This is a genomic window from Sphingobium sp. AP50 (genome assembly GCF_900109095.1).
Classification (GTDB): Bacteria; Pseudomonadota; Alphaproteobacteria; order Sphingomonadales; family Sphingomonadaceae; genus Sphingobium.
This window is the reverse complement of sequence record NZ_FNYZ01000037.1, coordinates 1-26,048: the sequence shown is the minus strand read 5'-3', so window position 1 is coordinate 26,048 and position 26,048 is coordinate 1. Positions and strand designations below refer to the sequence as shown.

The window sequence follows — 26,048 nt, the reverse complement described above, 5'->3', positions numbered from 1 at the left end:
AGCTTGGAACAGGCTCGTCGATCAGCCGTGGCGCATCATGACAATCGGACGCCGCAAATGGGCATGTGGGTCGTGATCAATGCAGGTTGGTATAAATGCGGATCTGGCGCTTTGACCCAGGAATGGAATGTCGGAAACGGGAGAGCGGACCGGCCGCAGCTAGTACCGCAAATTCAGCAGTTGTAGGGCAATATTGGGTCGTATCGGCGGCATTTGGGACCAAAACGAATCCCCTCCGCGGGAGCTTGCGGCGAGGCCGCGTCGTAATTGGCAGACGTTGGTTGGGGCGGAGTCACCATGAGATTGAGCGCAAGGTTGGAATCAGATGAATTCATATCCAGCTCGGCGCCTAAAACTGTGTGGCGATCTCCTCGCGGGTGAGAACCTCCCAAATGCTGGATATGAACCCCTACGCCTATTCCTGGTGTCTTGGCCGGGGTATCACCCGCGCCGACGCGGAGCCATTAGGTCATCTACTGCCGTGCTGCTGGGTTAATGCCCATTTGCACAACCGTCAGGCGGGGCAGTGTGCTCGCGAAACGGCAAGCATGTATATGCGGAAGCATATAATCTTCACCATGAATATGCTCGGGCATATTTACGATTGAAGCTATCGCGTTATCAGCGCCAACCTATCTTGGCGCCAGCATATGATCTTCTCTCAACCGTCGCCTATACCCCTGCAGAGGATGCCGCCCTCAAATTTCATCGTTCACGCGCATGGGAGTCCTTCACCTACCGCGAACTGGAGACGATCGCCGACAAAGCGCGGCTGCCGTCGCATCTGATTATCTCGACAGCGAAGGAAACAGTAGAGCGGTTTGACGGGCTTTGGGAGCAGGAAAAGACGCATCTCCCCTTCTCGGGTGAGGTCATTGCCGCAATCGAAAAGCACAGGAAGCGCCTCGCAGTCTGAACCAACTGCAACAGAACGAGCTTGCATCGAAACATTTGGCGCGCTGCAGCCGGCGGGCTTAATGGGACAGCAATGGCTGGTTGCGGCAGGAGCGGTCATTAGCGCTCGCGGCGTCGAACGGCGAAAGTTGGTCGGCTGCACATTCTGCACGACCGTCAGCTATCTCCGTGACCGGGCTCCGATCCGGACATTCGCCTAGCGGCCAATCTTCGCTAGGCATGTGACGCGGACGCCAGCATTAATCAGCGGTCGCTTTATCGCCCTCATAAGGGGGGGAGTTTGGCTCAAAATCGGCGGTATTTTGTCTGGAAGCGTCCTCCTGAACCGCCTCTGCTGCGCCCTCTTTCGCCGCATCCGCCACCGAATTTTCGAACATCCGTTTCAGTACCCAGCCCACAGCGAAAGTTACAGAAGCTGTGACCACTGCGCGTGCCGCCGTTTCCTTAAGCGATCGTACGAATTGCTTACGGCGCTGGCGCCCCGATTGTCCCGCCACAACGTCGGCTAACTTCTCTCTAGTACGCATTGGATAACCCTTGAATGAATCGGTTGCGCCAGGACAACGCTCAATCAACTTTCTGGATGCAAAGCATTCTTCATGAAAGTTGCTGTCATAGCGGCGTGTTTGGTTCGGCTGGTATCTGCTCTGAGGCCGTAATTCGGCAAACGGCCAATGCACAACAGACAAGTGTTTTTCGTCAGCGCCAAGGCGGCAGTCCAGTTCAATTGCGGGCCGCGGTCGTTTTCGCATGGTCCGCTTTTGATTCCGATACCGGAGAAGCCGGCTTAGCGACCCTGCAACGGGTGAGGCCCGTCCTCAGCCGGGATCAGTTTAAGAGCGGCTTGGCGCAGTCGCGCCAAGCCGCCTATTGGCGCAGCCATATTCGGATCTGCACATAAGTATGCAACGCATAAATTTTTGAGATGACGTTCGATTTGACGTGGGTCCTGAGGTTATCTCACGCTTGGGCGGTCGTCAGGGAATGCGCTTCGAAAGTCGACATGATGAGGTAGACCTTGCCATTTTCGACACGATCAACCTGTTCAAGATCAAGATAGTGGTGAAGCCCATCTGCTGAGTCAGCCCTCGTCAGCTTGATGCGCCCCTCATCAACGCTGTCGACCGTACCGACATGATCGCCGTCTGATCCCAGAATTTCCATATGCTCTTGAATTTCATGTTCGGCAGCCATTTCTTACTCTCCGTCGAATGGGAAAGGGGGAAACGAACGACAGCAGATGACGATCCTTCCGACATCGAACCGCAAAGGGGCGGACTGTCGTTCCGGCCATTCTATCTGAGGCACGAGGGCATACCTCATTCTGAGAATGGAAAGCACGTCACATCAGATCTATGAAGCGTTCCGCCCTGACGAGCTCTGCGACCTCAGTCTTGTCGGGGTACCCGTCACGTGTCTACATTCCAGGCAGCGCTCATCGCATGATGACGGCCAACACGCACGTCGCCACCGTGGGCGCAATCCAGTCTAGCCACTGATCGAGTTTCGGCCAAACTCGCAAATCGAAGCGACCCCAATGCGGCATGTTGGCCCGGCGTCCGTTTCCAAACCATTCAATCCACCGATATTCTGCCTGGGCGACCTCGCGGCCAATGAAATATGCAGATCCCAGCGCAGCGCCAGCCCACCAGTTGCCGGTCAAAAGGCCGATCGCGGCCTGCGCAATTAAAGCCATGACGGCATGCTGGATGTAGATCATGCTTTAATAAATGCGGCGCAGGTCATTTGGGTTCTGGTACGGCGATCAATGCCGTTCGTGATCTAATGTATGCCAACCTGTGGAGAGCCTCCCTCTTCACATGACGACAATGGCGCTATGCCGGCTCTACCGCCGAGATGGTGGCCATGGCCGACACCATCTTCATCGCCGTCGATCGTTTGCGCCTTCCCGCACCTGATGTCGTAGAGGCGCTCGACTTCGACACGATCCTCGCCGAGGCGGTCGCACGAATGAAGGCACTGATGCCGGATTTCGAGCGTCGGGACAGCGACCGGCGGCCAAGCTGCTTCAGCTATTTCCCTATTTCGCGCAGCAGCTGCGTCAGCGCGTCAATGAAGCAGCGAAAGCCGTCATGGCAGCGGCTCCAGCAATATTATGTCGAACTCGGCGACGGGCTGGTCGGCTTCTCCACAACCGCCGCCAGCGGCAGCCCATTCATGCCTTGGCGATGGGAACGCGCGCTGTGCACCACGCCCACCGCCCTGCTGCTGCGGCCGAACTTCAAGGCCACGCTGGTGGCGCCATCCGGCTCGACCGAATGCGCCGCCTAATGACGAGCGAGAAATTTTCGCGCTAGGGCCGCAAGTTCATCCTGGGGCAAGAAGAGCGACGATTTATCAATGTTAACCTAGGGCATTAAAATGAGTTAGTTCCAGTAGAGGGGGAAGGCGTCCTCCACAGCAGGGAACAAACAACCAAGCTGTTATCTTAACGCATGGTTAGGTTGATTATGCCGAGGCCAAATTACCATGGAGACGATTAAGCTGCTCTTTGTAGAGGATGAAGCCGACATAAGGCTGATCGTTCGCAAAGCGGTTGAACTCGATCCCGGCATAATCATGACCACGTTTGACAGTGGCGTTGAAGCACTGGACGCTATAGAGACGGACGGACTCATATTCGATTTCGCGCTGCTGAATCTACGACTGCCCTATATGAGCGGCATAGAATTCTTCGAGAGGGTCCGCCTGCTGCCGGGAATGGATAATATCATAGGCGCTCTCATTACCGCGTCCGTTCGTGATGCAGAAGTAGCGGCGTACAAGCGCTCTGGGCTTCACGGTTACATTTCCAAGCCCTTCGATCCCGTCAGCCTATCGAAGCAGATTCGCTCGATCTACAATATGGCGCGGGTGTAAGCCTTGGCCTTAAGCAGCTTATTTAGAAGCATATAGCGGCCGCAGGCGTCAATCATGGAACCAGTGCGCTGCTAAATCGTAGAGCGATCTGGATGGCATCCGCCATTCCCGCGATTGAAGACAACTTGCCCTGCCGTTCCGACCCGAACGGCGGGGCTTTCTTTATGGGATGGCTCCAATCCTTGTCGAACAACTCGGCTAAAGCATCCCATAAACGCCGCTTGCGGTTGCGCCTATCATCAGGATGGCTAGCACAAATGCTTCGATCTTTAGGAACATGCTGGACCGATCCCGGTCATATTGGTGTTCAGGCCGCTGCCTCATTTGCCTTTAATCCTCTCCTGCCTATTTCATCTTCTATCACCTGCTGCTCCCTGGTCAGTTCCACCGCACCGTCTATCCGCCCATAAGTTTCAAGGAGTTGGCCGTCCGACACAGAGGCTGCAACAGCCGCGTCCTTTAGGTGATCGTTCATGGCGTATCTCCTGACGATCAGACGATACCCCATTACCCCTGTTACGACTGCGCACGCAGCCACAAGAACAAAAAAACAACCCCGCCGTCGGTAGTTGGGAATCTGCCTGGTTGGGCGCAGTTTAGAATGCGTGGGATGACCTACATCCCCCAAGGTTATCCAGCAGACCTTTCGATAGACCCCGCTAGCATTCCCATGGCTAGCGGGGTCATTATTTTTAGTCGTCTGTCAGACAGTCTGAGCCGCTTTCTTTGCCGGTCCCTTAGCAGCAGTCTTATTGCGGACCTGTCCTGGCTTCCGGCCAAGGTCGATCTTCAACGCCAGTTCCTTACGTTGCGCAGCGTAGTTAGCCGCTACAAGCGGATAGTCCTTGGGCAACCCAAAGGTCTCGCGATAGGTTTCCGGCGTGTAGCCGTTAAACTGGATATGACGCTTGAGCATCCGGTAGGGCTTGCCGTCGATCATCGAAATCAAATGACCCGGCTTAACACTCGCGCGGATAGAGACAGCACCCTTTGGCTTTTCTTCTACTGCGGCTTTTGTGGGCTCGGCCAGGCCAGTTAATGCGCCATGAACATTAGTGATTAGGGTAGCGACGTCGCTGACCCCGACACTGTTATGAGAAACATGGGCTGCAACGATATCGGCAGTCAGCGTTACCAGCAGTTCATTGGCATTGTTGTTATCAGCGGCGTCCATCTGCGATCCTTATATGATTGGTATCGCGCTTATAGCGGGGTCTGATCTTAAATCATCCCCTTGTGAGGATCGTAAGATTCGGACATAAATCCGTGAATGATATGCTATGGTTGGCAGGTCGATTTTCTAATATTTCGCCCTATGATATATTTTTACCCGGTCATCCTGCCCGCGTCTCTCCCCTCTGAATCGACGCACGACTTCCAGCATATTCTTTAGCTGGCTCTCCTAGCGATACACCTTGCGCCCGCTTCTTTTTGATATCCGACTGCTGCTCATCTGTAGGGCTTGCTGGCGTCCTAGAGTCTTACCTGCCGCCTTGGATCTGCTAATCCTGCCTATGTCCGCTCAACTGGTCGCGTTCAAACTCGGTTCGGATGCCCGCAATGACAATTAAGGATGCTTGTTCGACTTTATGACCGGCAGTGAAGCGTCCGACTATCGCGCTGTAAGTGCCGGGTGGCGATCCGTTGCCAGGGCGAAGGCCCTGTCCATAGATGGGGGTCATGAAGGGGATGTCGTTGGCGAAAATTTGCTGATGCACGGTATACTGCCGTTTATCCCGCCCAAGGCCAACCGCTGCGAACTCATTTCCCGCGATTGCCGCCGCTGCACGCGGCGAACGCATATGTGGGCATTTCAAGCAGTCTTGTTGCTACCGTCTACGAAAAAAACGGCCATCTCGTTTGCCAACTTTTCAAAGCTCGCGACCATTTGCAGATGGCTGCCTCACTTCGTCAACGCTGCTAGGCTTGATACAAACTTCTAAGGGCTCCTCATCTAGCATCACCGCTCACTATCTTCTCGTCTGAGAAATATCCGTCATAGGGTTGATGTGGTGCAACCGTTTCAGCGCTGTGGTGCGCTAATGCCACACCCACCTATCGAATTGAAACAGGTGCGAAACTTTCTTGCGAGCGCGTGATTAAGCGATCAGGGCACCGTCGCGCCCGCGTTGCGGCGCGGGTGGTAGAAGATATCGTTCCAGGCGGCTTCCCACACATGATTGCGATCCGGCTCCTTTGAGAATGCCGGAAGCTCAGGAGGAAATATCATAATGCATAATATCTGTTTGTCCGCGTCCAGGCTGCTTCTGGCCGGCGCTGCTCCCTTCGCCCTGCTCGGTGCGAGTGCGATGGCCCAGACCGCCCCTGCCGCGCAGGATGCGCCTGACGTGGCGGCCGATGAAAATCAGGCTGACATTGTCGTGGTCGGCACGGCTGGCGGGGGCACCCGCCGTCAGGACGCGGCCTTCGCCGTGACCAGCCTGTCCAGCGACGCTATTGCCCGTGCCGCGCCCAACAGCACGGCCGATCTGCTGCGCACCATTCCAGGCGTCAGCGCCGAAAGCTCCGGCGGCCAGAACGGCGCCAACATCTTCGTGCGCGGCTATCCGTCGGCCGGCGACGCGCAGTTTGTGACGTTTCAGCTGGGCGGCGTGCCTTTCTTCCCGCCCTCGACCCTGTCCTTCCTTGAAAATTCACAGCTGATCCGGCTCGACGAAACCGTCGATCGCGTGGAAGCCGTGCGCGGCGGTACCGGTTCGCTTTTCTCGAACGGCCAGCCGGGCCTGACGGTCAATGTGCAGCAGCGCGAAGGCGGCCAGACGCTCAAGGGTTTTGCGAAGCTGTCCTACACCGATTATGACGAGATCCGCGGCGACGCCTGGATTTCCGGCCCGATCAGCGAAGACACGACCTTCATGTTCGGCGGCTATTATGCGCAGGGTAACGGCATCCGCGATCCGCAGTTCCGCGCCGAAAAGGGCGGTCAGATCACCGCGAACATCCGCCATGATTTCGACGGTCGCGGTTCGCTGCTGATCTACGGCCGTTACCTCAACGATCATGGCCAGTGGCTGCTGCCCATCCCTGTCAATCAGGACGGCAGCAAGATCAGCCAATATGCCAATTTCGACCATGGCACCGGCGCGCTGGCCGGTCGCGATGTGCGCATGACCACCAATAATGCAGGTCGCGCAGTCGACCTGGCCGACGGCCGTGGCGCGAAGCTGGGCAATCTGGGCCTGAGCTTCGACTATGAGCTGGTCGACGGCCTGAGCATTCGCGAACGTGCCAGCTATATGTGGGGCACGGCCAACACCGTCGGCCTCGTCCCCACCGACGCGCCGATGAGCGCGGCGGCCATGGCGGAAACGCTTGGCGGCGCGGGTTCGACCGTGGGTAGTCTCACCTACGCATCGGGCGGCGGCGCGGCAGCGGCCGGAACGCAGGTCATGCGTGCGGGCATCTGGGATGTGCGTAAGCGGATCGACGCTTTCGTCAACGACATGGCGCTGGAGTTCAAGGCCGGCGGCAACAAACTGACCGGCGGCTTCTATCTCGCCAACTACACCACCCGCGACAATTGGGCGTTGGGCAATGACATATTGCTGACCGCCGAACCCAATGCCCGTCGCCTGAACCTGACGCTGGGCGATGGCCGGGTCGCGACCCGCGACGGCTTCACCTCCGGCGCCAGCTTCCTGGTGAACGGCCGCTATGAAGGGCGCGACATTGCTTTCTATGCGGTGGACGAGCTTCAGATCACTGACAAGCTGCGTGTCGATGGCGGCGTGCGCTGGCAGCGTCACGAAGTCGTGGGCGATGTCGCCACTTCCGGCGCGGCCTTCGATCAGGATGGCAACGCCGCCACCCTGTACGATCGGACCGTACAGCTGGGCGGAGCCAGCCGTATTGACTATAACGCGTCGCGCTGGTCGTGGACGGCGGGCGCTAATTACGACTTCACCGGCCAGATCGGCGTCTTTGCCCGATATAGCCGCGGCAACAGCTTCCCGCAGTTCGATAACCTGCGCGAAGGTCTGACCATCATCTCAAAGGTGGACACCTATGAAGGCGGGCTGAAGGTGTCGACCCCGATGCTGAACCTCTACGCGACCCTGTTCCACAACAAGTTCGACGGTCTGGCCACGACGCAGATCATCAACGGCGTGCCCAATGAATCGGTCGGCGGCGCCAAGGCGACCGGCGTCGAGCTGGAAGGCGTGGTCCGTCCGTTCGCAGGCTTCAGCATCGCGGCGGCGGGCACCTATCTCGATGGCACCTATCGAGGCTTCTTCAGCGGCAACGGCACCATCGACAACACGGGCAACCGCGTGCAGCGTCAGCCAAAATGGATGTGGCGCGTGACGCCCAGCTACGAATTGACGGTGGGCGATTTCCGTCCGTCCATTTTCGCCACGCTGCAATATACCGGCGACCGCTTCTCCGACCCGGAGAACGCACAGCTGCTGCCGAATTATTATCAGCTGGACGCAGGCGTGTCGGTGGACGTCAACCAGCGGTTGAAGCTGGCGGTGACGGGCAACAACCTGACCGACGAGCTAGGCCTGACCGAAGGCAATCCGCGCATCATCGGGTCGCAGGGTGCAGGCACGATCCTGGCCCGCCCGATCCTGGGCCGGTCCTTCCGCTTCAGCGCGGCTTATAGCTTCTAAAACATAGGTGGGGCGCTGGTTGGCGCCTCGCCATCAAAAAGGGGCCCGGTGATCTTATCTCCCGGCCCCTTTTCCGTTCAGTCCACCTTTTCGAGGTCGGCCTCTATGTCGGGATAGCGGTCCAGCAGCGCGCTGGTGACGCCGTTGGTCCATCCGAACCCGTCCTGAAGCGGATATTCGCCGCCGCCGCCGGGCTTGCGCTCTTCGACGTCATATTTTTCCAGCATCTTGCCGGTTTCGGCATAAGCGGCCGCGACCGTGCCAATCCAGCGTCCGGCGATATCGCGTGCCAGCTTTTCCTGTCCGTTTCGCGCCAGGCCGTCGATCGCCACCCATTGCAGCGGCGCCCAGCCATTGGGCGTATCCCATTGCTGGCCGGTCGCATTGGGCGTTGTGCGCAGGCCGCCGTTGGCCAGTAGCTTGGCACGGACGGTGGTCGCAACTGCACTGGCCTGCGAAGGCGACGCCGCGCCGACGAAGAGCGGATAAAGAGTTGCTGCGGAAAGGATGGCTGTCGGCTTCTTCGCCTTACCATCCCAATCGGCATAGCGACTTTCCTTGGCCACCCACAGATAACGGTCGATCGCGACCTTGCGCTTGCGCGCCAGTCCTGCAAATTCGGTAGCGCAGGCGCTGTCGCCAGCTTTGCGGCAACGCATCTCGATCCGCTGTTCCATCGCCAGCATCAGGCTGTTGAGGTCCACCGGCACGATGTCGGTGGTGTGGATCGTCGCGATCGTCCGTCCGTCGCCGAACCAGCGCGAGGTGAAGTCCCATCCGCTTTCCGCACCGGCACGCAGATGACGATAGGTGATCTCCTTGTCGCTCTTGGCTTCGGATGCGGTCGCGACATCTTCCGCATAGGATTCGTCGCGGGGCGTATTTTTGTCGTCCCAATAGCGGTTGAGCAGCGTGCCGTCGGGCATCCGCACCACGCGTTCGCACGCGCCACTGGCCTGCACGCAGGATGCGCCCTTCATCCAATAGGCATGTTCCGCTCGCAGCGCCGCCAATTGACGGGTGGCGGTGTCGGCGCTGTCATCCTTCGACAGATCCAGCATCAGCGCATAGAAGGGTGGTTGCGAGCGGCTGAGATAATAGCTGCGCATTCCATTGGGGATGTGGCCGTAAATTTCGATGGTGGAGGTGAAATCCACCAGCATGCTTTCGATCAGCGGCTGCTGGCCATCGACTGCCAGGCCCAGCATCGTGAAATAGCTGTCCCAATAATAGATTTCGCGAAAGCGCCCGCCCGGCACGACGAAAGGGGCGGGTAGTGGCAGCGCGGAACTACCCGCTTGCCGCTCGACCGGCTGGCGGACCAGTGTGGGCCACAGGGTCCGAACATGGGCACGCAGGTTGGATGCACCATGATCGTTGACGCCCGGCACTCGGAAGTGGCGCAGCACGAAAGCCTTGAGCGCCTCCTTGTCCTGGGGCGGCAGCTGGCGATAGGCCGCCATGATCGTGGCAGGGTCCGATCGCGCTTTGGCGTCGACGAAGGTCTTGCCGTCGGGGAACAGCTTTTCAAGCTGAATGCGTTGGAACAGATCGCCGTACAGGTCTGCAGGGGCGGATTGCGCCCAGCCCGGATGTCCCGACGCAATGAAGGACATGAGGCCGGTAGCAACGAAAGATTGCCATTTTTTCATGGCATCTCTTTCGATGCCCTCATTAGCCTTTGCAACCGCAAAATCGGATGGTGGGTCGGCACGAGGCAATAGCATTACAGCGCTGCACCTACAAAACACGCGATGAAGCCCGGCAGGATGTATTCGATTTTATCGAGATGTTCTATGATCCGACGCGGACGCAGGTCAGGACCAGGATTCTGTCGCCAGGCTAGTTCGAATGGCGGCAGATTTTGAAAGCTGAAGGCGCCCGGAAAACTAGAGGCTACTCAATCAATGATGTGCGCTCATGTTGAGCGGCTGTTGCAATAGCGCTGAAAGAAGCCCCGCGGGAGCAAGCTGCACCGCGGGGCCAAGGTTCAGGGGAGGTGTCACCCAAGGGGATAGGTGACGTTTACGTAAACGACAGTTGCCGTGTGAACGTTCCATGACTGAGCAAATTTCATTTTTCGTTGTGTGTTTTCATCGCGGCCCATCGCCTGTTTTCCTCAGGTGCTGGTGGGCAGCTTTCCGGCGCGACCGGCTGGTCAAGCCAGAACCCGAACCAGCGGATGTTCCGGCAGTAAACCGCCAGGCGATGGCGCGGTCCGGATTTGAGATGATGCTCGTCAGGGAATATCCGGGCCTCGACCGGGCGGCCAGCGTCTTGATAAGCTGACAATGTCTCCATCGCTATGATGAACTCATGATCCGCAAGTTGCATCAGGAGCGGCGCCATCAGCGCTTGAGCATTTTGTGACAAAGCGAGGGGCTTCCAGCGCTCAGACCCTGGGCCATAGGCTGGAGGAAAGCCCCAGGCCTTGCGCTCGCGCGCAACCCCGCTCCCGGCATAAATCATCATTGAAGTAGGATCGACACAACAGGAACCCATCGAGGCCGCCTTGAAAAGGCCGGGACTATTGATCAATCCATATTGGACTGTGGTGGATCCATCACTCACGCCGGAGATGCCGATGCGCTCCATATCGATGTCGCTTCGCTGGCGCAGGATATCGAGTCCAGCCATCAGCGATGAATGAATATTGCGGCGGTCTTCCCAGTCCTGATTGAGCCTGACCGAGAGCGAGTCCATTTTGCCATCATTGCCTTCTACGGCAAAGAGTGGCCCTGGCTTCTGGAAGCTGAGCACCGCAAAGCCGTTCTGTACCAGTGGCTGGATGGGATATTCGTCGCCAGTGCCGCCTCGCAGAAAGCCGCGGCTATTATACTGGACTATGACTAGAGGCAGTTTGGTGCTGTGCTTCGCCGCGGTTGGCAGTACCAGGTCGGCGAAACTTTCTTGGCCACGCGCATTGCGCCAATAGAGTCGTTCAACCTTCGCCTTTGAAAGGGCGCGATAATCCGGATTGGGATCGAAAAGATCAGTGACCTTTCCACTTTGCCGTAGGTCAATCAAAACCAGATGGCGTGGTCGCAAAGCCGTCTCGCGGGCGCAGATCAGCTTGCTGCCCAGGCTTTCGCAGCCGATGACGAGATCGTCGGTTCGAAACAGTGGGCGAGGTGTCCGACCGGGGCGCCAGAGATAGAGACCATATTGGCTGCCCGCCCAACCTTCGCGGCGTATGTAAGTAAATTCCCCGGGCCTGTCGGTCCCCCACGCACCCTCGATATCGAGAAACAGGCTGCCCCGGCAGTCGGCATGATCACATGTCATCCGGCGGCCTGATTGATCCGTTGCGGCAAGACCGGTCGGACTTGAATAGCTTCCAACCGATAGTTGCGTCTTCTCGAGTGTCCAGCTGCCTGGCCATGAGCGTGGCGACACGGGTTGCTCGCCAGATGCAAGCCTTGCCACAGCAAGGCGATCGATATCCTCCCGTGTTACTTTATCCGACAACACGCCATGGTTGAGGCTGTGGATTATCGTCGGCAAGGGTGAACTTATGGCCGGTGTCGTACCGGCATAAGGAACGATTCTGTCATCGACGAGATAACCATTTTGTCCCTCTGCTGCGATGGCGCTTGCCGCTGCTTCCCGGGCCGGTTGATCGCTATAGACAAGGCTTTCCGCGTCATGGCCCCACGCAAAATGATCCACGCCAACATCGGAATGGGTCACTTGTCGGAGCGAACCGTCGACCGGATTAATTTCGACGATTTGCGACACCCCTTCGATCTGGCGTAGCCAGGCAAGTCGCTTTCCGTCAGCCGACCATTGGGGCACAAGCGTGCGCGGCAAGCCATAGTCGACTTCGACGCCCCGGATGGCGACCTTTGCCATGATGAGGGCGTCCCCGCTATCCATGAGGCGAGGACGGCCTGATATGAGGTCGAGCAGGACAAGGCCCACGCAATAGCGGTCGCTGTTAGGATCGGCCCGATGCATAACGAATGCCAGCTTGCTGCGATCAGGCGAAACCGCAAGCAGGCGCTGCCCTGGTCCCATATGCATATAGCCGATATCGCGCAGGCGCAGCAGATCCATTGGCGTGACCGGCGCGGAGCCTGCAGCCGGTACCGCTGCTGCGAGCATATTTTGGCAGGCGTCTGTGCCCTGCGCGGCGCTGGCAGGCACGTGCCAGCCAGCGGCCGCGACGGCCGCCGCGATCAGGATAGCGCGCACGATCTTACCAGCTCTTCGCGATGCTGAGGCTTACGAAGCGACCGGCTGCGGAATAATTGGTGGAGTCATAGGGCGCTTCCCACGCATTAGTCGTGCGGATCAGCGGTGGCTTGCGATTGAACATGTTCTGGACAGCCAAAACAACATCAACCCCTTTAAGCGGTCCAGCCCCGTCCGAAGGGGTGAGCCGCAGGCTGCTGTCGAATGTGGCAGTGGCAGCGATTTTGGCGCTTGGGGCGCTTCTGCTGTCGAGGAGTTTGCCGGTATAATTGCCGAAGAGCGATAGCCCCAAAGCATTGCGTGTCCAGCTAAGGCCTGCCCGTCCGCGCAATTTGGGCGGGTTGAACAATATTCCGGAGCGCTGCGCTTCGGGCTGCAAGGCGGACGTCGTCTGCTTGCTGTTGAGGTAGCTGCCTTCAAGCGTCATACCTAGCTTGCTGCCATCCTCCATGTCCAATGCGTAACGCGCGGACAGATCTATGCCTTTGAGGGTTTGCCGCGCGGCATTGATATTGCTGTTGTTGACGAGGGCGATGATGCGGGTTGGATCGAAAGTGCCACCAGCGACATTGTTGAAGACGTCGGCGCGATCGAGTGCCGCGTCGATGTCTAAGGCGCTTGGGCTTAAATCAACATATTCGGCATAGATCGGGTTGCTCAGCGAACGGGACGCAAACTGGATGGGTGTCACGATCCGGTCGCGATAGCGAACATCGAAATAGCTTGCCTCCAGACGCAGCCCCTCAATGGCGGCGGGATGAAAGTCCAACGTCGTCGACCAGCTGGTCGCATGTTCAGGCTTCAGATCCCTGTTGCCGCCGGACACCAGCATTGCTGTTGCACCAGATGGATAGTTGCTGCCGCCAAGCGTTGGCGCAGCGTAGATATTGACGAAAACCTGATTATATTGCTGGTAGAGCGTGGGCGCGCGAAACGAGCGACCCCAACTCGCCTTGATGTCGAGGTCTGCCATCGGCGCGTAGATGAGCCCGATCTTGGGCGTCACGACCTTGTCGATCCCGGGATAATTTTCATAGCGGAGCGCGCCGGTCATATTGAGGCGATGCATGCCGGCAATATCCTGACCTGCGCCGATGATCGGCAGGTCGATTTCGCCATAGGCGAACCAGGCATCTTGGGATGCGCGGATATCTTGGCTCCCGCCGATCCGATAGCCATGAAATTTGTTGATGCGATAGCCGCCACCGATGGCAAGCTTGGCGACGCCACCCGGCAGCTCGAAAAGGTTGCCGTCGGCGCCGATCTCGACCGACCGCGCCTTGTTGCAATAGCAGCCAATCTGTTGGAGCGTCGTGACGCCATCATAGAAAATGTCATATTGATAGAGAGACCGATCAAAACCGACCATGCCGGAGAGATTGGCCTGCCAGCTTCCCGGGAGCCTCCAGGCAAGACTGGGCGCGACTACAAAGGATTTGGTCTTGAAACTGCCCGTGGAACCATAGGCCTGGATATCGCCGCGCAGCTCATAGGCATATTGCGTGAAGCTGCTCCGCTGATTGTAGAGCGCATCGACCGAAAAGGAGAGGGCGTCGGTAATATCCTGATGGCCACTGGCCAGCAGATTATAGCGTTTGATGAAGGGGGAAAGATAAAGCCCCGGTGCACGCTCTTCGCTATAGTCGCGTTGTCCCGCAATAATTGGCGTCGTACGGCTGAATTCGCCGGAGAGGATCAGCCCACCTCCGTTCCACCGCTGGCCCGCGAGCAGCCCATATTGTTGTTGCACATTCCCGCCATCTGTCGATCCTCCGAGCCTGAAGCTCGACTTGAGTCCGTCGAAATCACGCCGAAGCAGGATATTGGCGACACCTGCCACCGCGTCCGACCCATAGAGTGCGGATGCGCCGTCGGCGACGATTTCTACCCGGTCGATCGCCTCGAACGGGATGGCGGAGATGTCGATCGCCTGGAAGCCGAAATTATAGGCGAGGCGATGGCCGTTGAGGAGGGTCAGGGTTGCGTCAGAGCCAAGACCGCGCAGATTGATGGACGAGGCAGCGCCATAGCCGACGCCCGTGCCCTCGGGCACGTTAAGACCGACGCCGGCATTCTGGCCTCCGCCAAAATTCTGCGGAATGGTCTGCATGGCTTCGGCGAGCGTGCCGAGACCAGCCGCCGTCATGCTCTCGCGACTGAGCGAAGTCGTCTTGGACGCGGTCTCCCCGCCTCGGATGCGGGACCCCGTCACAACGATATCGCTTCGCGAGCCGGCCATCTGGGGATCCAGCGCCGCAACGTCCCGGCCCCGGATGAGCAGAGTCCTGCCGCGAATATCGACGACAAGGTCGGTGCCATCCAGCAGCTGCGCTACCGCCTCCTCCAGGCTATAGTCCCCCTTCAGCGCTTTCGCCTGTCTGCCCCGCAGCAGCGCCGGATCGGCAACCAGTTGAAACCCGGTTGCGCGCGCGACAAATCGCAGCGCGTATCGCAGATCCTGTGCGGGTAGATCATAAGCGCGGGGCGCGCGATCTTGCGCTGATACCGCCGGACTAAGTGTCAAAAGCGCAGCCGCTGTGGTGGCCAGAAGGCCCATTTTGTTCAGCATGATAGAATCTCCCCGTCAAATTCCACAAGCCCCTGTTTGGGTGGCTTGTGTTGACGTGACGGGGATCTTGATTTTTGAAGCTGGTGAAGATGAAATTATTTTCGGATGATGAGTTGCCTGTCTTTGGATCGATCAATCTGGGCGCGAAGAAAGGTCGCTACGGCATTTGCGGTAGCCTCTGCATCATCAATACGGATCTCACCGAAAATCCTGCGCTTTCCGAGCGTCGAATCGGCAAGAATAATCTTCACGCCATTGCGACGATTGGCCTCTGTTATGATGTCCTGCACGGCAACATCATCATAGCTTCTGGCGCCTTCGGATCCGAGGACCTTTTGATTGGAAGAGTATCTGACGAAGGGAAGAGCCTTTGGGCCACCTTCGAAAGCCAGCGTCTGGCCGGCACGCAAGCGAAAGAGACGGGAGGGACGCGCATTCTCCCGCCAGCCGGGAAGACGAACTTCGATCGAGCCGCCTTCCATCCTCAGGGCGAGACGGTTGCGCAGGCTGAGATCGAATATACCTCCGGCAGCCGCAAGCTCGCTGTCCGCGGCCTTTACGACAAAGGGGCGGCCGGCAAGAGCCGGTATGTCAAAACGGGCCTGCCCTTTTTGCAGTTCGAACTGACGCTCATCCGGAGTTAGCCGCACATGCAACAGGCTATTCTCCCCAAGTCGCAACAATGTTCCGTCCGCGAGCCGTTCCTCGCGCGTCTGCCCGGCAGCCGTCGCGATAGTGATGCGATTTGCAGATGAGCTTGGCATAAATGCCGGGCGCCAGACGAATAGCGCGGCCGCCGAAAGAGCGATGAGTAAAAAAATCGCTGCAAGGCCATATTGGAAGCGGGATCGTCGCAGGGGCGCGGCCGCAATCATCGTCGGAGCGACTGGCCCGTTTTCTTTGTGTTCTGGTCTATCGTCTGCAGGCGGCCAGCGGCCTTCTTCCCGCGCGACCGACATAGCAAATGCGGCATCTTCAACACCGATCATCAGCCGTTCGTAAAGCGCGCGTCGACCTGGCTTTTCCAGCATCCAGCGCGATAGGCCAGCCCGATGCCGATCCGGCTCGTCAAGCATCCGGGTCACCCATTTCTGTGCCTCGCGTCGGTCGCGCGGGGTAATATCATTCATCATCGGCTTCCAGGTTTGCCGCTACAAAGCGCATGGCCTTGAGCATTTGCTTTTGCACTATCCACAGAGGCAAGCGCTTATTGAAGCCGATTTCGCGGTAACTATAGCCTTCCAGGCGATTGAGAAGGAAGATATCGACCGTTTCTCGTGGTAAGCCGCGTAACAAGCTTTCCCATCGGGCGACATCTTCGCGCGCTGAGGCCTCACGATAGGGGTCGATCTGGTCGGTCAGCAGCAATGCTTCATCGAGGGGCACGGATCGCAAGGCAAGTCGGGTTGCCCCCAGTTCCGCCCGGTCTCGTAGCATGTTCGTAGCGATCCGCGTAAGATAGGCCTCGGGTGTGGCGACCTCGAGATTTGATGCTGCCTTGAAATAGCGGGCGAGTACCTCCTGGGCCATTTCGTCCGCGTCCGCCTGATTGCGCAGACGTCGCAGAAAGAAGCGCAGCAAACGCGGCTTTTCTTTGCGGTAAAGCAGAATGAAGCGCGCCCTAAAATCCTCGCGCGATATAGCGGCATGTGGCGGAAGGAATGGACCTTCGATATGCCGGGTCACAGGATTTTCTCCCGTGACCTAATGCGTCGTGCAGCCGCCAAGAGCAGCCACATGTCGCGCATAAAATCATTATGAGGCAGGCATACCGCCTGCCACTTTGGGCCTTGGCTCATCGTCGCACCTATGTCCTCTCGGGGCGACGGCCAAAGCCGGATGTTGGAAACCTGCACACGTCAGGCGCATGCGCCTTTACCGTTGCCGGCTGGACATGCGCGCATGCCACCCGGCCCCGTAAAACGGTGACCGAGCAACGTGTGAGGGGTTTCCACGCCCCACTTCCGGGCTTTCACCGGAAGCGACCCTATTGTGCGCGAACGGGGAAGGGGCGCAAGCTTAAAATTGGAGCGATATCGGCTGCATCATCTGAGGCGCATTCTTGCGTGTCGCTCATCGCTCGTATCAAAGGCTGCAGCTTGTTGTGTCAGGTATAAGCTGGAACCCTATTGGGCGACGGGCGCTTGCATGGGATGGCCATTAATCCCCGCCAGAAGGGCGCGACAACTGCAAGGCGACATCATGCGCCCGCTCGAGCAAAATTTCTTGATCGGATAGAGCCGTTCTTTGCCGGTAAGGACGTCATTGGCGGACCGCTGCTGTTGGCGACGATGGTGGCGCTGCTTTTCACCAACAGTCCGTTGCGTGAAAACTATGAACGCTTCTGGGACACACAGCTTCTTTTTGGCTTCGGTCGGCTGTCGGTAAGCCACAGCCTCGCGGAATGGATCGATCATGCGCTGCTGCCGCTATTCTTCATCGTCATAGGCGCAGATGTGAAACGCGAGCTTGTGCGCGGCGCCTTGTCTCAGCTGCGCACCGCCATCTTTCCGGTCGCTGGTGCCATCGGCGGCATGCTGGTTCCGGTCTTCTTGTTCTGGATCATCGCGCGGGACAGCGAAGCTATCAAAGGCTGGGGCACGGTCATCACAATGGATACCGCTTTTGGCCTTGCGCTGATCGGCCTCTTTGCCACCCGCTTGCCAGATGGCGTACGCGCGCTGTTTCTTGCGTTTGCAGCGATCGATGACATTGGGGGGCTGCTGGTGATCGCTGCGGCCTATAGCGACGTGATCTATTTCGATGGCCTGCTGATTGCGGCCATTGGCTTTGCCGCCATCTATCTGCTGCGCCACCTGCGCTGGGGGGCGAGCATCCCCTATGTGGTGCTCGCTGTCATCCTGTGGGTCGGTATCTTGCGCTCGGGCATTCATACCACAATAGCAGGGGTGCTCCTTGGCTTTCTTGTGCCGGTCTATCCCAGGCTTGGCCGTAAGGATTTTGCTGACAAAGTTCAGGACGAGATTGATGAATTCCAGCGGGCACACCGCCATACGTTAGGGGAAGGGGAGGGCGCCGACGCTACCCGCTCGGAAAAGAAGGCGCAGGAGCGCCTGGGCTATCTAGACGAGATGACCAGCGCCACGCATGCAACAGGAGAGCGAGTCATAATGCTCCTTTCGCCCTGGATCAGTTATGTCGTGTTGCCGCTCTTCGCCCTCTCCAACATCCGGGTACATATCAGTTCCGATCTCATTGCAGATAGCTTGCACTCGACACTTGCACCCGCCATTCTGATAGGGCTGTGCCTGGGCAAACCGGTGGGTTTTTTAAGCTTCAGCTGGATCGCAGCCCGGCTGGGCCTTGCGCGCCTTCCCGACAATGTCCGCTGGCCGATGATCGCGGCGATAGGATCGCTAGCGGGTATCGGCTTTACGATTTCGCTCTTCATATCCGGACTGGCGTTCAGCGACGGCCGGCTTCAGGAGATAGCATCGTTCGCAATCATCGTCGCTTCGGCCCTTGCAGGCCTGGCGGGTTATACAGCCCTTCGGGTTGCGGCGCGCGTATCGGCCTGACCTCTGCGGCCACCTCGCGCACGGGTGACTGGTCTCACCTTATGGCTATTATCGCCATGCCGACGTCGTCGCCTTCTGGATTAGCCCGGCCCAATGGGCTTGCCCGCAATGATCGCTGATGAGGTCCTGCCTAATCTCAAGTTCGGCATAGGGCAGATTGCGTGGAGAGGCGTGGACGGGTATCGTGTAGTCGGTGGCATCCATGCGATACGGTGCGTTGTCGCCCACACATATCGTTTTGTCGCCCTGTAATTGTGCAAGCATGGCCATGGCAAATTCCGTGCGTCCGAGCCAATGAAGGACCCCTATGTGCCATGGCCGGGCAACGCCGTTCAGCTTTGGGGTGAAGCTGTGTAGCGAAAGCAGGATAGTCTCAATACCCGCCGCCTGCCTGGCGTCGAGCATGGCCGATATGACCGCATGATATGGCGCGTGGATCGCCGCTATCCTGGCTTGCCTGGCTGCATCGTCCAATGCACTATTGCCTCTTATGTGGGTACCGTCAGACTGGATGGCCATGGCGTCCTCATGCCCCGGATCGCGATTGCAGTCGATCACGAGACGCGAATAGGTCTGATGGATGAAAGGCGCGTCTAGCAGGCGGGCCAATTCTCTGCCAAACTCCCGTACGCCGATGTCGACAGCGATATGTCGCGCGCGGTCTGCGGATTTTAGACCCAGATCGCCCACCGCTGCGGGAATGGCGGCCCCGGCATGATCCCCAACCAGCAGGAACGGCGAGCGACCTTCCGCGTTATCGATGGCGAACGGCGTCGGATCGTCCGGACCCAATAATGTCGTCGCCTCTCGGGCCATCGGGATCTTCCTTTCATGCCGTTGTTGACGATCCATCATGTCACCACATACCGCTATCAGCAGCCGGTGTCGCTGGGCGAGCATCGCATCATGATGCGGCCGCGCGAAGCCTTCGACCAGCGATTGCTGTCCGCCCGGCTCGACATCGAACCCGAACCTAGCGAACTGCGCTGGCTGCATGATGTCTTTGGAAACTCCGTCGCGATCGCCTTGTTCAAAAAGCGCGCCTCGCATTTGGTCGTCACCAGCGAAGTGACGCTGGAACATGCGCCACTGGCGCAGCAGCAAGTCGATGTCGAACCTTATGCCCGCCTGTTTCCGTTCACTTACTCGTCGGAGGACATGCCCGACCTGCTGCGGTCCATCGAGCGGCAGCATCTGGACCCGGAACGGGTAGTCGACAATTGGGCGCGCGGCTTCGTCCGCAATGACGGCAATACCGGCACGGTCGATCTGCTGACCCGGATCGCTACCGGCATCCAGCGCGACTTCACCTATGTCCCCCGACATGAGAAGGGCACCCAGTTGCCGATCGAGACGTTGCGCAGGCGGCAGGGCACCTGCCGCGACTTCGCGGTGCTGATGATCGAGGCGGTGCGGGCGCTTGGTTTCGCCGCGCGCTTCGTGTCGGGCTATGTCTACAATCCGTCCCGGCACGAGGGCGTGGTCGGCGGCGGCAACACCCATGCCTGGGTGCGCATCTTCCTGCCCGGATCGGGCTGGGTAGAGTTCGATCCGACCAACGGCATCATCGGCAATCGCGGCCTGATCCGCGTCGCAATCGCGCGCGATCCCTATCAGGCGTTGCCGCTGTCGGGCACCTGGTTCGGCCTGCCCGCAAGCTTCTTGGGCATGGACATATCGGTCGACGTCCATCGCGCCGATCCAGCTCTGTTCCCCACCACAGGCCATGGCGCCATCAACAGCCGCATCGCCGGCGCTCCAGGAAAGACCCCGACATGCTGATCCGCTGCGGCTATGATATCGAATTTTCTACCGACACGCGGATGGCGATGATGGCGCTGCTCAGCCTCCACCCCTCGCGCCATCAGGATCTGCGCACGCCGCAGCGGCTGATCGGCAGCCCCGACATCCCGCTTTATCATTTCGAGGACGGGTTCGGAAATGTTGCCACCCGGCTGACCCTCCCGCCCGGCAATGTCACCTTGTCCTGCGACTTCGTTATCGAGGATAGCGGCGAACCCGACCGGCGTGCGCCCGATGGCGCGCAGATGCCGGTGGAGGAGTTGCCCGATGCGGTCATGCCCTTCCTGCTCGGCAGCCGCTATTGCGAGACTGACCGGCTGATGGATGTCGCCTGGGCCAATTTCGGTCATCTCGCCGCAGCGCGCGACCGGGTGGATGCGATCGTCGATTTCGTCCACAACCATATCGAGTTCGGCTATCATCACGCCCGGCCGGACAAGACCGCCTGGAACGGCTATCAGGAACGGCAGGGCGTGTGCCGCGACTTTGCCCATCTCGCCATCACCCTGTGCCGCTGCATGAACATTCCGGCGCGCTATTGCACTGGTTATCTGGGCGACATCGGCGTGCCGCCGGTGGACGCGCCGATGGATTTCAGCGCCTGGTTCGATGTTTATATCAATGGCGACTGGTACACCCATGACGCTCGCCACAAACGCCCCCGGATCGGCCGCATCCTGATGGCGCGGGGCCGCGATGCCACCGATGTCGCCTTGACGACCGCCTTTGGCCCGGCAAATCTGGTGCGGTTCCAGGTCCACACCGATGAGGTTTCCTCTCTTGACTGATCCGATCGCCAATCCGCTGCTGCAACCCTGGACCGGCCCGCTCGGCGCACCGCCCTTTGCCCAGGTGCGGGACGACGATTTTCTGCCGGCGCTGACGACTGCGATCGGCTGGCATGAGGCAGAGATTGCGGCGATCACCGGGCAGGATGCGCCGGCGACCTTCGACAATAGTATCGCCGAGCTTGAGCGGTCGGGCGAGGCGCTGGCGCGGGTCCGCCGGTTGTTCTGGACCCTGTCCTCGGCGCAGGGCACGCCGGGTATCCGCGCGATCGAGGCGGAGATATCGGCGCGGCTGAGCGCCCATTCGGTCGCGATCAGCCATAATGCGGCGCTCGCCGCGCGCATCTTCGCGGTCCATGCCGCTCGGCATCAGAGCGGCCTGACGCCAGAGCAGATCCGGCTGGTGGAAAGCAGCCATGCCGGCTTTCTGCGTGGCGGTGCGGCGCTTGTCCCCGCCGACAAGGAACGCTTCGCCGCCATCGATGCGCGGCTGTCGGCCCTGTCGGTGCAATTCGGGCAGAATGTACTGGCGGCGACGGCGGCCTGGGTGCTCGATCTGGGGGCGGAGGACCTTACGGGACTGCCGCCCGCCATGTGTGAGGCGGCCGCCGGGCGCGCAGCGGCCAAGGGGCAGGCGGGCCGCTATCATGTCACGCTCGACCGCACCGATTTTGAGGGCTTTTTGACCTTCTCGCAGCGGCGCGACCTGCGGGAAAAGTTGTGGCGCGCCTTCACCGACCGCTGCGACGGCGGGGCGTACGACAATTGGCCGATCATCGCCGAAACGCTGGCACTGAGGAAGGAGAGGGCGGTGCTGCTCGGCTATGCCGACCATGCCCATTATGCGCTGGAAGACAGTATGGCGCATGATCCCGTGGCGGCGACCGACCTGATGCGGCAGCTTTGGGAACCGGGAAAGCGGCGCGCGGCAGAGGAAGCGGCGGAGTTTCAGGCGCTGATCGATGCGGAAGGCGGTGGCTTTGCCCTCGCGCCCTGGGACTGGCGCTTCTACGCGGAGCAGGTGCGGCGCGCCCGCTATGCGCTGGACGGCGCGGCGGTGGCGGCGCACCTGCGGCTAGACGCAGTGCGGCAGGCGGCGTTCGACACCGCCGCGCGCCTATATGGCCTCAGCTTCACCCGGCGGGCCGACATTGCTGGCTATCATCCCGATGTTTGGGCCTGGGAAGTTACGGACAAGGATGGCAGCGCGGTCGGCCTGCTGTTCACCGACTATCTGGCGCGGCCGGAGAAGCATGGCGGCGCCTGGATGGGCAGCCTGCGGGTGCAGGAGGCTATGGACGGAGACGTTCGCCCGGTCGTCTATCTCGTCGCCAATTTTGCCGCCGCGCCGCCGCCCAATCGCGGCGCGACCCGCCTGTCTATCGACGAGGCGCGCACCCTGTTCCACGAATTTGGCCATGCTTTGCACGGCCTTCTCTCTCGCGTCGTCTATCCCAGCCAGTCGGGCACAGCGGTCGCACGTGATTTCGTCGAGTTTCCCAGCAAGTTCATGGAAAACTGGATCGTCAGCCGGGAAGTGCTGGCCGGCTTCGGCGTGCCCGACGATCTGATCGTCGCGATTCGCCAGGCCGAGGTTTATGGCCAGGGTTTCGCCACGGTCGAACTGATCGGCTGCTCGCTGGTCGATCTCGCAGTCCATCAGCAAGCAGAGTCGGAGACGGATCCGCGCACCTTTATCGCAGCGGAACTCGACCGGCTGGGCATGCCGCCTGAAGTCGGCATGCGCCATCACTTTCCCTACTTCACCCATATTTTCGACGGCGGCTATTCCGCTGCTTACTACAGCTATGCCTGGTCCGAAGCGCTCGACGCCGATGCGTTCGAGGCATTTGTCGAGACGGGCGACATTTTCGACCCGCAACTCGCCGCGCGTTTCCGCGACGAGATACTGTCGGCTGGCGACAGTCGCGATCCTATGGAGTCGTTCCGCGCCTTCTTGGGCCGTGCGCCCGACGCACAGGCGCTGATGCGCGCGCGGCACTTGGCGGGGGCTTGAGCATTAAACGCAGGACGGCAATGCCTGTCCATTTTACGGCAAAGGCTGGGACCTAGCCGACTGGCTGCTTCCGGGCGCCGAGGTGGTAATAGCGGACGCTGATCAGTCGCCAATGACCGTCCGCGCTCGTCGATATAGCCCCACACATCAAGGTTCATAGTTGCAAATGGGAGGGAATTTGCGACAAAATCTCTGATCATGACTTCCCTCAAACGGACTGAATATCGGATCATCGACCAAGCGTTCGGCATGGGCGGCGGTTACGTACTCGACTTCTCCAACCGGACTCTGTCGGAATGGTTCGAGGACGAGTTCAATATCGACATCTATGCTGACAGCTATGCGTCGCGCGGAGATTCCAAGGCCAACCGCGTCCGCAGCTTCGTTGACGTGGAGCCTGCCCCGCTCGTCGCGCGCATGTTGCGCGCCCTCTGGAAATACCGGGAGCGTATGGCCGACTATAATGCTGGCACGGAGGCGCGCGACAAGGAGCAGCTATTCGAGGTGATCGCGAAGCTCGATGATCCCGCTTTGCGCCTCGACGATATCAAGGCGCATGCTCTGCGCTTTGACGCCGCACACATCGCCGACCAGATTAGGCGGATGGAAGGCTCCATCGTGAAAGACCCGGCGCTCGCGATCGGCACCGCGAAAGAACTGGTCGAGAGCTGCTTTAAAACCATCTTGCGTGAGCGCGGGATCGACTACGACAAGGAAGACTTGCCCCAGCTCGGCAAGAAGGTCTTTGGTGCCTTGCGGCTGTTACCGAACGACATTCCCGAGGCTGCCAGAGGCGCAAAAGCTATAAAGACCATGTTGAGCAACCTTGCGACCGTTGTGCAGGGCGTCGCCGAAATTCGCAGCCTTTACGGCACGGGCCACGGTCGCGACGGCAAGGTGCGTGGTGTGACGCCACGCCATGCCCGCCTTGCCGTCGGCTCGGCCACCACCCTCGTCAATTTCGCCTTCGAGACGCATTTGGAATCTCCGGCTTCAGAGTCCCACGTTCACAAAACTTCTAAGGAGCATCTTGCTTGACTGCCACTGTGAAGGGCGAGACGGCTGTCTTCTGGGGAGCGAAATTAGGCCGCCGCATGTCCTGGTAGGGCCGATGGGCGACCGGCAAATTGTGGGACATTCCCGACGTTCGCGCGCGAAATGTCGAACGGAAGCTGTTGTCAGAAGCCGACTTTCATGTTCGCCCGGCGGCATCCCAACGGACACAACCTGACCGATCAGACGAGTACCACACTTCTTAATTAGCAAGCCCACCAGAGCAACGCATCGGTTCCTTAGCGTTTGGCAAGTCGACCTAATCTCTGGCTTGCCGAAAATGTAAGGCAATGAAGCAGAGGTAATTTGCGATACCTCCCAGCGCGAGATCATGGTTGCCAGTCTGTCATCTGCAGCACATTCCCACCAAGGCTCTGAAATGCGCGCTGGCGGCAGGAGAAGACGATGATCTGCTGATCACGGGCCTGCCGATGAAGCGCGTCGAACATGCGCTCGATCCGGTCATCGTCCGAATAGACGAGCGCGTCGTCGAGGATCACCGGTGCAGGTCGGCCGTCGCGCGCGAGCAGACGCGCAAAGGCCAGGCGCGTGAGGACCGACAATTGCTCGCGCATGCCGCCACTGAGGCGATCGACATCTTCCTGCAGCCCAGCGCGCACGATAGTCTGTGGTAGCAGCGTCCTATCGTCGAAGGTGATGGTGACATCGTCGAAGAGTAGGCCGAGCAGCGGGCGCAATTCGCTCATGACTGGCTTGAGATAGAGATCACGCGCACCTGAACGCGCTGCCTCCAGTGCCTGCGTTAACCGCGTCAGCACGGCGACTTCCCGTTCGAACGCGGAAACACGAGTTTCTGCAGCGGATAAGGCATCGGCCGTCTCTCGCCACGCCTCCTCCACCGCCTCGTCAGATCGCGCGGTGATGCGGGCGTTCAACCCGGCGCTAGTCTCGCGTAACTGCTGGATTTCAGTTGCTGCCGCCTGCTCGACGGACCGCACCCGGCGCAGCGTCGCATCAGCCGCGTCCAGATCGAGCGCTTCGGCGCTCCGCTCCTCAAAATTTCGCTGAGCATCCGCCAGCGCGACATCGCGTTCGGCGAGACGCGCCGCCAGACCTCGCCCCCTGACTTCGCGTTCATCGACGGGGCCGAGGATCGCAACGACCTGCTCATCGCGTGTCTGTAACCGGGCGAGCACAGTCTCAGCCTTGATAAATGCTTCGTCGGCCTGTGCTCGGGCCGGTTCGGCTGTCCGTATGGTCTGCGCCGCCTCGCGTCGCCGCTGTTCTGCAGCGTCACGGGCGGCGCGGGTTTCATCTGGATCGGCTTTCAACTCGACCCGCGAGGTATCCACACCAGCCAAAGCCGCCACCGTCTCGCGCAATGCCTCCAGCCCGTCAGGTGCGATGATCTTGAGTAGCGCCTTGGCCTCGTTTGCCTGCGCCTCGACCGATTGGGCCTGAACCTGCTGGGCGCGTGCCGCCGCCAAATCTGACACCCCCATCGAGGCGAGTAATACCAACCTCCAATGATCCTGACTCACGTTGGGGATTCCCAAAGCGATGAATGTCTGAATCTATGGGTGCCGGTTGGAGGGCATTGCCATGGGTGCAGCGATTGGATTGCGGGACGACTTTGATGCGGCAGGCTTGAGACGGCTGGCGCGCGCGACCAGAAGCGCGAACCAGGGTCGTCGG

General features: G+C 59.5%; 23 protein-coding genes and 1 pseudogene. 12 read left to right on the top strand and 12 right to left on the bottom strand.

The window, feature by feature from the left end; genetic code table 11:
* The coding region (locus BMY84_RS30295; RefSeq protein ID WP_218147060.1) for a hypothetical protein at positions 1 to 186 on the top strand (186 nt) is incomplete at its 5' end.
* A 418-nt stretch (positions 187 to 604) separates the two neighbouring features.
* The gene (locus BMY84_RS27930; RefSeq protein ID WP_256215493.1) at positions 605 to 916 is read left to right on the top strand and encodes a hypothetical protein; all 312 of its coding nucleotides are present in this window, start codon (positions 605 to 607) and stop codon (positions 914 to 916) included.
* A 238-nt stretch (positions 917 to 1,154) separates the two neighbouring features.
* On the opposite strand, the gene BMY84_RS30730 is transcribed toward BMY84_RS27930, so the two are convergent.
* The 3 genes from BMY84_RS30730 to BMY84_RS27915 form a co-directional block, all read right to left on the bottom strand.
* On the bottom strand, positions 1,155 to 1,667 hold the full coding sequence (locus BMY84_RS30730; RefSeq protein ID WP_256215492.1) for a hypothetical protein: 513 nt from the start codon (positions 1,665 to 1,667) through the stop codon (positions 1,155 to 1,157).
* Between the two features lie 208 nt (positions 1,668 to 1,875).
* On the bottom strand, positions 1,876 to 2,109 hold the full coding sequence (locus BMY84_RS27920; protein ID WP_093088356.1) for a DUF2171 domain-containing protein: 234 nt from the start codon (positions 2,107 to 2,109) through the stop codon (positions 1,876 to 1,878).
* A gap of 241 nt (positions 2,110 to 2,350) precedes the next feature.
* Positions 2,351 to 2,635: a hypothetical protein gene (locus BMY84_RS27915; RefSeq protein ID WP_093088354.1), complete on the bottom strand. Its 285-nt coding sequence runs from the start codon at positions 2,633 to 2,635 to the stop codon at positions 2,351 to 2,353.
* A 146-nt stretch (positions 2,636 to 2,781) separates the two neighbouring features.
* Between BMY84_RS27915 and BMY84_RS30055 the strand changes: the two genes are divergently transcribed.
* The gene (locus tag BMY84_RS30055) at positions 2,782 to 3,207 is read left to right on the top strand and encodes a hypothetical protein (protein ID WP_177204247.1); all 426 of its coding nucleotides are present in this window, start codon (positions 2,782 to 2,784) and stop codon (positions 3,205 to 3,207) included.
* Between the two features lie 198 nt (positions 3,208 to 3,405).
* Entirely contained in the window at positions 3,406 to 3,795 is a 390-nt protein-coding gene (locus BMY84_RS27905) for a response regulator (RefSeq protein ID WP_093088353.1), read from the top strand.
* 307 nt (positions 3,796 to 4,102) lie between these two features.
* Here BMY84_RS27905 and BMY84_RS30050 read toward each other — a convergent pair whose 3' ends face one another.
* Positions 4,103 to 4,270, bottom strand: a complete 168-nt coding sequence (locus BMY84_RS30050) for a hypothetical protein (RefSeq protein ID WP_177204246.1) — start codon at positions 4,268 to 4,270, stop codon at positions 4,103 to 4,105.
* Between the two features lie 228 nt (positions 4,271 to 4,498).
* Positions 4,499 to 4,969 (bottom strand): MucR family transcriptional regulator, encoded by a 471-nt coding sequence (locus tag BMY84_RS27895; RefSeq protein WP_093088349.1) that lies wholly within the window; start codon positions 4,967 to 4,969, stop codon positions 4,499 to 4,501.
* 403 nt (positions 4,970 to 5,372) lie between these two features.
* Between BMY84_RS27895 and BMY84_RS30290 the strand changes: the two genes are divergently transcribed.
* Positions 5,373 to 5,738 (top strand): hypothetical protein, encoded by a 366-nt coding sequence (locus tag BMY84_RS30290; RefSeq protein ID WP_143075200.1) that lies wholly within the window; start codon positions 5,373 to 5,375, stop codon positions 5,736 to 5,738.
* A gap of 288 nt (positions 5,739 to 6,026) precedes the next feature.
* Positions 6,027 to 8,429, top strand: a complete 2,403-nt coding sequence (locus tag BMY84_RS27885; protein ID WP_093088346.1) for a TonB-dependent siderophore receptor — start codon at positions 6,027 to 6,029, stop codon at positions 8,427 to 8,429.
* A gap of 77 nt (positions 8,430 to 8,506) precedes the next feature.
* Here the strand turns inward: BMY84_RS27885 and treF are convergent, their stop codons facing one another.
* A complete protein-coding gene (treF, locus tag BMY84_RS27880) occupies positions 8,507 to 10,081 on the bottom strand; it encodes an alpha,alpha-trehalase TreF (protein WP_093088345.1) in 1,575 nt (524 codons plus the stop codon).
* A 74-nt stretch (positions 10,082 to 10,155) separates the two neighbouring features.
* On the opposite strand from treF, the pseudogene BMY84_RS30970 reads away from it, so the two are divergent.
* A pseudogene (locus BMY84_RS30970) lies at positions 10,156 to 10,275 on the top strand (IS3 family transposase); the annotation flags it as partial.
* 227 nt (positions 10,276 to 10,502) lie between these two features.
* On the opposite strand, the gene BMY84_RS27875 reads toward BMY84_RS30970, so the two are convergent.
* The 4 genes from BMY84_RS27875 to BMY84_RS27860 form a co-directional block, all read right to left on the bottom strand.
* Positions 10,503 to 12,623, bottom strand: coding sequence for an Atxe2 family lasso peptide isopeptidase (locus BMY84_RS27875; RefSeq protein WP_093088343.1), 2,121 nt, complete (start codon positions 12,621 to 12,623; stop codon positions 10,503 to 10,505).
* A gap of 4 nt (positions 12,624 to 12,627) precedes the next feature.
* Positions 12,628 to 15,192 (bottom strand): TonB-dependent receptor, encoded by a 2,565-nt coding sequence (locus BMY84_RS27870; RefSeq protein ID WP_093088342.1) that lies wholly within the window; start codon positions 15,190 to 15,192, stop codon positions 12,628 to 12,630.
* Between the two features lie 95 nt (positions 15,193 to 15,287).
* Complete coding sequence (locus BMY84_RS27865; protein WP_093088340.1) at positions 15,288 to 16,325, bottom strand: FecR family protein; 1,038 nt, start codon at positions 16,323 to 16,325, stop codon at positions 15,288 to 15,290.
* On the bottom strand, positions 16,315 to 16,878 hold the full coding sequence (locus BMY84_RS27860; protein ID WP_218147059.1) for an RNA polymerase sigma factor: 564 nt from the start codon (positions 16,876 to 16,878) through the stop codon (positions 16,315 to 16,317). Before BMY84_RS27860 ends, BMY84_RS27865 begins: the two co-directional genes overlap by 11 nt.
* A 467-nt stretch (positions 16,879 to 17,345) precedes the next feature.
* Here BMY84_RS27860 and nhaA point away from each other — a divergent pair, with 467 nt between their 5' ends.
* Positions 17,346 to 18,731 (top strand): Na+/H+ antiporter NhaA, encoded by a 1,386-nt coding sequence (gene nhaA / locus BMY84_RS27855; RefSeq protein ID WP_093088339.1) that lies wholly within the window; start codon positions 17,346 to 17,348, stop codon positions 18,729 to 18,731.
* Between the two features lie 48 nt (positions 18,732 to 18,779).
* Here nhaA and BMY84_RS27850 read toward each other — a convergent pair whose 3' ends face one another.
* Entirely contained in the window at positions 18,780 to 19,547 is a 768-nt protein-coding gene (locus BMY84_RS27850; RefSeq protein WP_093088337.1) for an N-formylglutamate amidohydrolase, read from the bottom strand.
* 15 nt (positions 19,548 to 19,562) lie between these two features.
* Here BMY84_RS27850 and BMY84_RS27845 point away from each other — a divergent pair, with 15 nt between their 5' ends.
* The 4 genes from BMY84_RS27845 (at position 19,563) to BMY84_RS27830 (ending at position 24,377) form a co-directional block, all read left to right on the top strand.
* Complete coding sequence (locus BMY84_RS27845) at positions 19,563 to 20,513, top strand: transglutaminase family protein (protein ID WP_093088336.1); 951 nt, start codon at positions 19,563 to 19,565, stop codon at positions 20,511 to 20,513.
* Complete coding sequence (locus BMY84_RS27840; protein ID WP_093088334.1) at positions 20,507 to 21,322, top strand: transglutaminase-like domain-containing protein; 816 nt, start codon at positions 20,507 to 20,509, stop codon at positions 21,320 to 21,322. The genes BMY84_RS27845 and BMY84_RS27840 overlap by 7 nt, the downstream gene beginning before the upstream one ends.
* Positions 21,300 to 23,339, top strand: coding sequence for a M3 family metallopeptidase (locus tag BMY84_RS27835; RefSeq protein WP_371262464.1), 2,040 nt, complete (start codon positions 21,300 to 21,302; stop codon positions 23,337 to 23,339). The genes BMY84_RS27840 and BMY84_RS27835 overlap by 23 nt, the downstream gene beginning before the upstream one ends.
* Before the next feature lie 198 nt (positions 23,340 to 23,537).
* Positions 23,538 to 24,377, top strand: coding sequence for an abortive infection family protein (locus BMY84_RS27830; RefSeq protein ID WP_093088331.1), 840 nt, complete (start codon positions 23,538 to 23,540; stop codon positions 24,375 to 24,377).
* Between the two features lie 344 nt (positions 24,378 to 24,721).
* Here BMY84_RS27830 and BMY84_RS27825 read toward each other — a convergent pair whose 3' ends face one another.
* The gene (locus BMY84_RS27825; RefSeq protein WP_256215491.1) at positions 24,722 to 25,894 is read right to left on the bottom strand and encodes an ATP-binding protein; all 1,173 of its coding nucleotides are present in this window, start codon (positions 25,892 to 25,894) and stop codon (positions 24,722 to 24,724) included.
* Positions 25,895 to 26,048: the final 154 nt, after the last annotated feature.